General features: G+C 49.8%; 8 protein-coding genes and 1 pseudogene. 4 read left to right on the top strand and 5 right to left on the bottom strand.

The annotated features are described in order from the left end of the window. Positions 1 to 749, bottom strand: a pseudogene (locus tag ABYP73_RS08135) (hypothetical protein); the annotation flags it as partial. 153 nt (positions 750 to 902) lie between these two features. On the opposite strand from ABYP73_RS08135, the gene ABYP73_RS08130 reads away from it, so the two are divergent. After that, the gene (locus ABYP73_RS08130) at positions 903 to 1,058 is read left to right on the top strand and encodes a hypothetical protein (RefSeq protein ID WP_372945460.1); all 156 of its coding nucleotides are present in this window, start codon (positions 903 to 905) and stop codon (positions 1,056 to 1,058) included. Positions 1,059 to 1,106: 48 nt separating this feature from the next. Here the strand turns inward: ABYP73_RS08130 and ABYP73_RS08125 are convergent, their stop codons facing one another. The 4 genes from ABYP73_RS08125 to ABYP73_RS08110 all read right to left on the bottom strand — a co-directional run bounded on the left by ABYP73_RS08125 (position 1,107) and on the right by ABYP73_RS08110 (position 7,421). Next, positions 1,107 to 3,140 carry a M13 family metallopeptidase gene (locus tag ABYP73_RS08125; protein ID WP_372945461.1) on the bottom strand — a complete coding sequence of 678 codons (2,034 nt, stop codon included), beginning with the start codon at positions 3,138 to 3,140 and terminating at the stop codon, positions 1,107 to 1,109. A 91-nt stretch (positions 3,141 to 3,231) separates the two neighbouring features. Continuing rightward, positions 3,232 to 4,119 (bottom strand): bifunctional methylenetetrahydrofolate dehydrogenase/methenyltetrahydrofolate cyclohydrolase FolD, encoded by an 888-nt coding sequence (gene folD / locus ABYP73_RS08120; protein ID WP_372945462.1) that lies wholly within the window; start codon positions 4,117 to 4,119, stop codon positions 3,232 to 3,234. 60 nt (positions 4,120 to 4,179) lie between these two features. Further along, the gene (ffh, locus tag ABYP73_RS08115) at positions 4,180 to 5,511 is read right to left on the bottom strand and encodes a signal recognition particle protein (protein WP_372973989.1); all 1,332 of its coding nucleotides are present in this window, start codon (positions 5,509 to 5,511) and stop codon (positions 4,180 to 4,182) included. A gap of 140 nt (positions 5,512 to 5,651) precedes the next feature. After that, positions 5,652 to 7,421 (bottom strand): hypothetical protein, encoded by a 1,770-nt coding sequence (locus tag ABYP73_RS08110; RefSeq protein WP_372973988.1) that lies wholly within the window; start codon positions 7,419 to 7,421, stop codon positions 5,652 to 5,654. Between the two features lie 127 nt (positions 7,422 to 7,548). On the opposite strand from ABYP73_RS08110, the gene ABYP73_RS08105 reads away from it, so the two are divergent. From ABYP73_RS08105 to ABYP73_RS08095, 3 genes are all read left to right on the top strand, one after another. Next, complete coding sequence (locus tag ABYP73_RS08105; RefSeq protein WP_372973987.1) at positions 7,549 to 8,049, top strand: RNA polymerase sigma factor; 501 nt, start codon at positions 7,549 to 7,551, stop codon at positions 8,047 to 8,049. A gap of 110 nt (positions 8,050 to 8,159) precedes the next feature. Beyond that, positions 8,160 to 9,068, top strand: coding sequence for a FecR family protein (locus ABYP73_RS08100; protein ID WP_372973986.1), 909 nt, complete (start codon positions 8,160 to 8,162; stop codon positions 9,066 to 9,068). Then, positions 9,049 to 9,776, top strand: a 728-nt coding sequence (locus tag ABYP73_RS08095) for a carboxypeptidase-like regulatory domain-containing protein (protein WP_372973985.1), incomplete at its 3' end; no start/stop codon positions are given. The genes ABYP73_RS08100 and ABYP73_RS08095, both read left to right, overlap by 20 nt.

Below are 9,776 nucleotides of genomic sequence, written 5' to 3'. Positions count from 1 at the left end.
TAGCCTTCCACGTCGAACCGTGCAGAATAGTCGGGCTCAAGTCCCGGATCCGGGGGTATGGTCCTGAATCCGCCGAAGTCATCAGGAAAATGCCCGTGAAAGATCATCAGGGGATACCGGGCCTCGGGATGTTCCTTAAACCCCTTGGGCAGCAGGACATGCGCCCCGAGGTACATATCGCGTCCCCAGAACTCAGATAACTTTTCGGAGCGGATCCTGATGTGCTTGATCCATTCGGTATCTTCGGGTTCCTGAATAGGCGGGATCTTCTGATCCATCAACACCTCCAGGGTCCCGATACCCTCCTCGCTCACGGTGATCTTCCTCGGTGTGCTGTACAGGTTACCGGGAGACCTGTTCCACTGCTGTCCCTCCCCGTTGTCCATGGGAAGTTTTACGGTCTGTCCTGTGGAAAGCTGAAAGGTCTCATATACATGAAAGAGGACCTGTACCCAGTATTCTCCAGGTGGCACCTCAGAAAGGTCGGGGATGGGATATCCAAAGGCACCCGAATCGAATGTGACAGATTCTCCCGGCTTCATCCCCTCGATATTCATCCCGTATATCAGCTGAGTGCCGGGGCCGTCATTGATCTGGAAGCGGGGTTCTGCCTTATTGTCCCTGGCCAGCATGAGCAACAGGCGCCCGTCGAGGGCGTCCCCGGATAAAGAATCAGCAAAGGCAATCGAAATGTCTGTGTTCGACCCTGTGGAATCAGTCCTTTTGCAGGAAAGACTGAGAAGGATCATACAGACTATTACAAGTAGAGTATTTTTCATTTTATCGATAAATTTTCGATAAAAGGTACCGTTTTTTGGGAATGCCGGCAATACCAAAGGGCCTTTTTGACCGTTTTATATAATCAGTAACTCGGTAATCGATACCTACTAAATTATTGAGCTATGAAACGTCCCTATGTCCTCTATTTCCTGCTTGTGATCATCTCCATCATCTTCACGTGGAGCTGCACCAACGACGAGGGTGACAACGATCTGGACATCCTCACCCCCAATGATACTACCCAGGCCGTACAGAGGTCTGTAGAAGTTCCCGAATAAAAAAGCCCCCCTGGCTGGGAGGCTCTCTTTCAATTTATTTAGTTCTTCTTACCATATCTTGACCCGTTTTTCCGGGGCGAGATACAGGCTATCACTCTCTTTCACATCAAAGGCCGAATAAAATTCCGGTACATTCCGCACCACACCGTTAACCCTGAAGTCTGCGGGTGAATGCGGGTCTGTGCTGATCTGTACACGCAGGGCCTCATCCCTGGCCTTGTTCCTCCAGGATTGGGCATAGCCGATAAATACGCGCTGCTCACCGGTAAATCCGTCCATCATCGGTGCTTCGGCCCCATTGAGGGACATTTTATAAGCTTTCAGGGCAATGCTCAGTCCGCCCAGGTCGCCAATATTCTCGCCCAGGGTAAATTCCCCGTTGATGTTGAGTCCCGGCAGGACCTCAAACTGGTTGTATTGCTCCACCAGGGCACCTGTCCTTTTCTTGAACTCCTCTTTGTCGGTATCGGTCCACCAGTTGCGCATGGCTCCGTCCCCGTCAAAGGTGCTTCCCATATCGTCAAAGCCGTGCCCTATCTCGTGGCCGATCACGGCACCTATAGATCCGTAATTAACGGCATCTTCTGCATTCAGGTCGAAGAAAGGGGGTTGCAGGATGGCTGCCGGAAAGACGATCTCGTTCAGGGTGGGGTTGTAATAGGCATTGACGGTTTGTGGCGTCATTCCCCACTCTTCCCTGTCGATGGGCTGTCCCAGCTTGGCGAGCTCCCGGTTGTATTCGTATAGCTGGGAGCGCTGCAAATTGCCAAAAAGATCGTCTGCCTTGATCTCAAAATCGTATTCTTTCCATTTGTTGGGGTACCCGATCTTGGGTGTGAACTTACTGAGTTTATCCAGGGCTTCTTTCTTCGTATCATCACTCATCCAGTCGAGCTCTTTGATACTGGCCTCGTAAGCCTTTAGCAAGTTAGAAACCAGTGTTTCCATACGTTCTTTTGCCTCAGGCGGGAAGTGTTTCTTGACGTAAACTTTCCCGACCACTTCACCCAGTGTACCGTTTACAGCTGAAACGCCTCTTCTCCAAAGTGGACGTTGTTCTTTAGTCCCCCGGAGCTCCTTGCTGTAGAATTCCCAGTTCTGCCGGTCCATGGCCTGGTTGAGCCTGGAGGCATTGGCATCGATGACGCCCCATTTCAAATATGTCTTCCAGGTATCCAGGGGAGTGGAAGTAATAATGCCGTCCAGTGCCCTGGTGTAATCGAGCATGAGAACGCCCAGTTTTTCCTGTTGGGCCAGGCCTGCTTCTCCCAGGAAGGCTGTCCAGTTGAAATCAGGCATGATATGGCCCAGAGTATCTACAGGGAACATATTGTAGAGGGAAACAAGGTCCCGAGTCTTTTCCTTCTCCATGTGTTCTTCTGCCAGGGTGGTCTCCAGCTTCATGACGGTACCGGCAGACTCTTTCCCGTTGGGAAGTCCGGCCAGGTCGAACATCTTTTCAACGTGTTCCACGTACTTAGTGCGGATCTCCTGAGACCTAGGATCGTCTTTGAGGTAATATTCCCTGTCCGGAAGGCCAAGGCCCGATTGCCAGGTGTACACGGTATAAATAGTAGGATCCTTGAAATCCTGATAGATAAACAGTCCGAGGGGTACGTTGATCCCCATTTTGTTGGCATAGGCAAAATAGGTGGCGAGGTCGTCGTAATCAGCCAGGGCATCGATCTTTTCAAATTCCGGCTTCAAAGGGGCCACCCCGATCTCGTTCCTCTTTTCGAAATTAACGTAAGAGGTATAGAGATCCCCGACCTTTTGCTCATCTGATCCTTCTTCAAAATCGCCTTCAGAGGACTCCTCGATGATCTTCTTCACGTTCTCTTCAGACTCTTCATAGACGATATAACCAACGCCGTAACTCGATTTGTCGTCGGGAATAGGGGTGTTCCTCACCCAGGTCCCGTTGACGTAGGCCGTGAAATTATCCCCTGGGTTCACCGTGGTATCCATATATTGGGTCAGGATACCCGAGGTTAGTTCTTTTTCTTCTTTCTTTTCGGATGTACAGGAGACTACGGCCAGGGCAGCCACAGCGATCAGGCCAAAGACAGTCTTTTTGATCATAATACAGTGTTATAGTTCGTTACCATTTGACTCTCTAAGTGCCAAAATGTTACACTTTCCGGCCAATTTTAGGTGTTAAAAGATGTGATCTCTACTGGATTTTTGCCCTGTGGCGCTCCCTGGCCAGGAGGGTATTCTTTAACAGCATGGCAATGGTCATAGGGCCTACTCCGCCGGGAACAGGGGTAATATAGGAAGCTTTTTCCTTCACCTTTTCGTAATCGACATCCCCGGTGATATAGTACCCTTTTTCTTTGGTGGCATCCTCCACACGGGTAATCCCAACATCGATGATCACGGCACCGGGCTTGACCATATCTGCTTTGAGGAAATGGGGTACTCCCAGAGCTGAGACCACGATATCGGCCTGGAGGGTAAGCTCTGCAATGTTCTTCGTCCTGCTGTGGCAAAGAGTGACTGTGGCGTTGGCTGCCTTCCCTTTCTGGCTCATGAGTATACTGATAGGCCTTCCCACGATATGGCTTCTGCCGATGACCACGGCATGCTTGCCTTCTGTATCCACCTTGTAACGCCGGAGTAGTTCCATGATCCCATAGGGAGTAGCGGAGATAAAAGTCTCCATGTCCAGGGCCATCTTTCCGAAATTGGTGGGGTGGAATCCATCCACATCCTTATCGGGGTGCACGGCCATCAGGACCTTTTCTTCGTCTATGTGTTTGGGCAAGGGGAGCTGAACGATATAGCCATCGATCTCGGGGTCTTCATTCAGGTCCCTGACCAGCTGCAGTAATTCTTCTTCCGTTGTCTCTTCGGGCAGGTGCTTCAGAGTGGATTCGAATCCGATACGCTTACAGGATCTTACCTTGCTGCCTACATAAGTAAGGCTCGCCCCGTCATTCCCTACCAGGACGGCTGCCAGATGAGGCACTTTTTCACCCCTTTGTTTCATTTCGGAGACCTCCAAGGCGATCTCATCCTTGATCTGATTTGAGATCTTTTTGCCGTCTAAAATGACCATAATTCGCGTTTTGGAAATTACTTTATATCCAGAGGAAGCCCCTGCCAGGGTTTTGAAGGCTTATCCCTTCAGACCTCCCATCATCTGCATCATCTTCTTGCCGCCTCCGCCCTGCATCATCTTCATCATCTTGCCCATCTGGTTGAATTGTTTCAGCAGTTGATTCACCTCCTGGACGCTGCGACCACTGCCTTTTGCGATCCGTTTTTTCCTGCTGGCGTCGAGCAGGGATGGATTAGACCGTTCCTCCGGCGTCATGGAATGAATGATAGCCTCTACGTGTTTAAAGGCATCATCGTCAATATCCAGGCCTTTAAGTGCCTTTCCGGCACCGGGGATCATCCCCATCAGGTCCTTCATGCTGCCCATCTTCTTGATCTGTTGTATCTGCTTGAGGAAGTCGTCAAAACCAAAGGTATTCTTGGCGATCTTCTTCTGGATCTTTCTGGCCTCTTCCTCATCGAATTGCTCCTGGGCCCTTTCCACCAGGGAGATCACATCCCCCATCCCCAGGATACGGTCGGCCATCCTGTCCGGGTGGAACACGTCCAGGGCATCCATTTTTTCTCCTGTACCAATGAATTTGATGGGTTTGTTGACTACAGACCTGATCGAGATGGCAGCCCCGCCCCGGGTATCCCCGTCGAGTTTGGTGAGGATGACCCCATCAAAGTTCAGGACGTCGTTAAAGGCCTTGGCGGTATTGACCGCGTCCTGCCCTGTCATCGAATCCACCACGAAAAGAGTCTCCTGTGGCTGTACGGCATCCCTGATCTGGGAGATCTCCGTCATCATGCGTTCGTCCACAGCAAGCCTACCTGCAGTATCTATGATGACCACATTCTGCCCATTAGACTTGGCATGGGCGATCCCCGCCTTGGCAAGGGATACAGGATCGGAATTCTCCTTATCGGAATACACGGGTACGCCTATCTGCTCCCCTACCACATGCAACTGATCTATGGCCGCTGGCCTGTATACGTCGCAGGCCACCAGCAGGGGGTACTTGTTCTTCTTGGTTTTGAGGTAATGGGCCAGCTTTCCGGAGAAAGTGGTTTTCCCGGATCCCTGCAGACCCGACATCAGGATCACGGAAGGATTGCCGGAGAGGTCAATTCCTGCTGCATCCCCACCCATGAGCTCTGTGAGCTCGTCCTTGACGATTTTCACCATCAATTGACCGGGCTGCAGGGTGGTCAGTACGTTCTGACCCAGGGCTTTATCCCTGACCTTGTTAGTGAATTCCTTGGCGATCTTGAAGTTGACATCCGCATCGAGCAACGCCCTCCTCACTTCCTTGGTGGTCTCAGCCACGTTGATCTCAGTGATCTGCCCATGCCCTTTCAGGACATGCAAGGCCTTATCCAGTTTCTCGCTTAAATTGTCGAACATATCTGCTTTACCTTTAGAGGAATGCAAATTTAACAATTGGAACGGGATCAGAGTAGTCCCCTTCCCGAAAATCCAAAGAAAAAGGGCCGCTTCCCGGAGGAGCGGCCCTTTTATCAACACATGGGGCAAAAAAGGTGTGCTTATGGTTTTTCGAAAACAAGCACATCATAACTTGCGTTGGTATCGCTGTAGCTCTTTAGCTCGATCCTGTTGCTGGTCATGGAAACAAAGTCCCAGTCGTCCGTCAGGTCTGCGAGCTCGCCTTCGATCCCTGCATTCAGGTAGACCTTGAGCTTGCCATCGCTGTTTCGTAACACTCTCCAGATCCCTGCCTGAGTAGTTCCGGTCTGTCCGAGCGTAATGCTCATCACATGCTCTGCTCCAAAGACAAAGGTATAGGGCATAAAATTCTGGGTTTGAACTACTTCCCCTTCTTTGTACTGGGCTACTATCCATTCACCACCCATCATCACATTTCGGATCTCCATCACATCGCCGTCCACATTGGCAGGGTCGTCGTCACATACTCTTTGTACGATAAGCTCATACCCAGTGCCTTCAATATTGAACTTCAGCCTGTCATTCCTGAGGTCGCTCAACAACCATTCGAAGTTCAGCGTAGGTTCATTTCCGAACTCGAGGGCCAGTACCAGCCTGCCCTGGGCGTTGGTCGTGATCACCCACGATCCCTCGGAGACGTTGATCCCGTTGCTGAGGGTCACCACACCTTCGGCCATGAACTTGAACTCATATCCGATCAGTCGCCTTACTTCTTCTCCATTGTTGAATACTCTCTTTATGACCCAGACACATTCCCTCAGGATCTCACGGAGGGTATTGGGATCATCGTTGAAGATATCGCAAACAGATTTCAGGATGATCTTATTACCGCCTTCGGCGTACAATTTGATCTTGCCGGGCTCTATCTCGTATACGAACCACTCCAGGTTGAAATCTACCAGGAACTCGAATTCCAGGTTCAACAGCACTCCTCGATCGGTCATACGGGTACTCCAGGTTCCATTCAGGATATTTCCGAGCCTGTCTCTTACGGTTACCCCACCATCTTCAGTGAAGTTCATCAGGTACTCAAAGTACTGGTCGGTCTGGCTGATGGCATCTCGCTGTACTTCCCTAACCAACCATGGGCATTCTGTTATGAGGTTGTTAAACCTCTCCAGGGTGAAATCGTCATCGTTATAGTCGTTGTCATCATCCTCATCGCAGGCATCCTTGGCATTTTCAATGGCTGCTGCCAGTTCGGTATTGCTGTTCACCACTACTTCAGTACCGTCGTACAACTTCAGGGTCACCGGGAAATCGATGCTGATCAGGTCATTCTCGTCAAGACCTTTGAAGAACAATCGTAATTCTTCGTCGTTGTTCACGGTAACGCTTCCGGTCTGCTGCTCATTGATATCAAACGTGAACAGGGTGATCGGATACACGAAATCGATACATTCGATGTCGTCATCAGCACCTCCTTCAAGACATTCCTCTGCAAGGGCCATTAGTTCCTCCCTGTTGTTGATCGTGATCTTGGAGTAATCACTAAATGTGATCGTAACAGGAAAAATGATCTCCAACACATCCACATCAGTGTCGATGGCATCAAAGATCTCTTCTATGACCTGCAGGTCTTCACGGGAATCAATGGTGATCTGTATCCCATTCACCTCTACGGTATAAGGAAAATCAAGTGCAAAACAGCTGGCGCCGTCTACAATATTGTCAAAGGACCCGTCATTGGAAGAGGTCCTCTCGATCAGTCTGGCCGTTGTGGAGCTGGCCATAATGGTTTGTTGCTCATCCGGCCCGGGCAATTCCTCAAACTCATCCTGGCAGGAAGTCACCATCAGTGTTGCCATAAACAGCAGGGAAAACACTGAATACTTGAATACATTTTTCATAACGATTTGGATTTTTTTGTTGTTCGTACAGAGATAAAACAGATCTCAAAGGAAAAACCCTACCCCATTTTTAATTTTTTTTAAAATATCTTTGAATGATACCGATCAAAAAACAGAACAACACCCTATGGATAATGTTTGTGAAGAACAGGTTTTCAATACCATCTTCAGGTCCAATTCTAAAACGATCTTTAATTACATATATTATAAATACGGCAACGAGGAAAAAGCCTATGACGCTGTACAAGAGGCTTTTGTCAAGCTTTGGGAGAACTGTGCCAAGGTTGCTCCGGAAAAGGCTAAGGCTTTTGTTTACAAAGTGGCCAATAATCTCTACCTCAATGTCCTGAAAGCGGAGAAGGTGAGGTTGAATTACGCGTCGAATGCCAGTACGAGTTCCAATCCCGAATCTCCGGACTTCCTGATGGAAGAGAAAGAGTTCAAAGAGAAACTCGACAGGGCCCTGAACAGCCTGCCCGAGAATCAGAGGACGGTTTTTCTGCTGAACAGGATAGACGGAAAAAAATATGCAGAGATCGCAGAGATGGAAGGGGTTAGTGTCAAGGCGATCGAAAAGAGAATGCACCTCGCCCTGAAAACCCTCAGAGAACAGATCGATGGCATCTAAATTATCACGTGCTCTCACCCCAGGTTTCACGGGGATCGAGAAAAAAAATATCGACCAACGGTAGGGTTTTTATAGACTGGAATGTTATATAGGAGTAACGTTTAGAAATCATGCAGGAAAATTACCTGGCCAAATGGCTTAATAACGAACTCAGCGAAGAGGAGCTGGCTGCCTTCAGGGAAACTGAGGAGTACGCCTCCTATGAGAAGATCGCCAGGGCTTCCAAAGGCCTGATGCCTCCCACTTTTGATACGGACAGGGCCCTTGCTGATTTAAAGAGCAGGAAGCAGCAGGAGACCAAAGTGGTCAGGATGCGTCCGGCCCGATACCTCATGCAGATCGCTGCCGCAGTGACCGTTCTGATCGCAGCCTCCATATTTTACATAGCCACACTCGATGAGACCTTTACGGCCGAATACGCTCAGCGCACGGAGATCGTCCTGCCCGATGCCTCGGAGGTGATCCTCAATGCAGGCTCTGAGCTGTCCTACAGCGAGAGGAACTGGGAGAAAAAGCGGCAACTCAACCTGGAAGGGGAAGCCTTTTTCAAAGTGGCCAAGGGAGAGAAATTTACCGTGAATACCGAAGCGGGAGCCGTAAGCGTGCTGGGGACCCAATTCAATGTGAAGAGCAGGAAGGGCTTTTTTGAAGTGACCTGTTATGAGGGACTCGTCAGTGTCTCATACAACAAATCACAGAGAAAACTGCCCGCGGGAAGCTCCTTCCTGGTCATTAACGGCAGGATCACAGACACCCAGGCACCGATGACCACTGAGCCGTCATGGGTCAACAATGAGAGCAGCTTTAGAAGTATTCCCCTGTCCTTCGTCCTCAAGGAGTTTGAACGGCAGTTCAAAGTAAAGGTTGAGACCAGGAACGTAGACCTCGGCGAACTTTTTACAGGTACTTTCAGCAACACAGATATGAATTTGGCGTTACAGAGTATAAGTACTCCTTCTCAAATAAGCTTTACCTTAGAGGGGAACAAAGTACTCTTTTATGGAGATAACGCGCCTTAAGAGTTTCCTTTTTTGTTTAGCCACCCTTTTCTTAGTCCACACTTCCGGTCTGGGCCAGGATGACAACAGGGTAGATCTGATCACCTACCTGTTAAGGCTGGAGCGGGAATTCAATGTCAAATTCTCTTATGTGGATGAGGATCTGAAGGACATCGAGGTCAGTCCGCCTGCAGAATCCGACCTCCACCTGATCCTCGATGCCATACAAGAGGGGACCCAGTTGAGGATTGATAAACTCTCCGAGAGATATTACAGCATCGTCCAGCGCACCACAATAGACATTTGCGGCTATGTTTACGATAATTACGGGTCGAATACCATACCCGGTGCGTCCGTAGAAGTATTGGGGGGTAGCGTGGCCATCGTCACGGATATGGATGGGAAATTCTCCCTGACCAATATTCCGAGGGAAGCCACTTTGCGCATCCGTTTCCTAGGTTTTAAACCGCGTTTCGTAACAGCATCCGACCTGGCAGGCAATGACTGCCCTTCCCTGCTTATGGCCGTGAGTTATCAGGAGCTGCAGGAAGTGGTCGTGTACCAATTCCTGACTACTGGTCTCACCAGGGAGACAGACGGCAGCATCCTCCTGAGGACGGATGATTTCGGAATCCTTCCCGGCCTGTCTGAACCGGATATCCTGCAGACCGTCCAGGCCCTCCCGGGAATCAAAAGCATTGATGAGACGGTCTCTGACATCAACATCCG

Origin of the sequence: Muriicola sp., assembly GCF_041567615.1 — a bacterium.
Classification (GTDB): domain Bacteria; phylum Bacteroidota; class Bacteroidia; order Flavobacteriales; family Flavobacteriaceae; genus Muriicola.
Note: the sequence above shows the minus strand (reverse complement) of the source record. Positions and strands in the feature narration are given on the sequence as shown.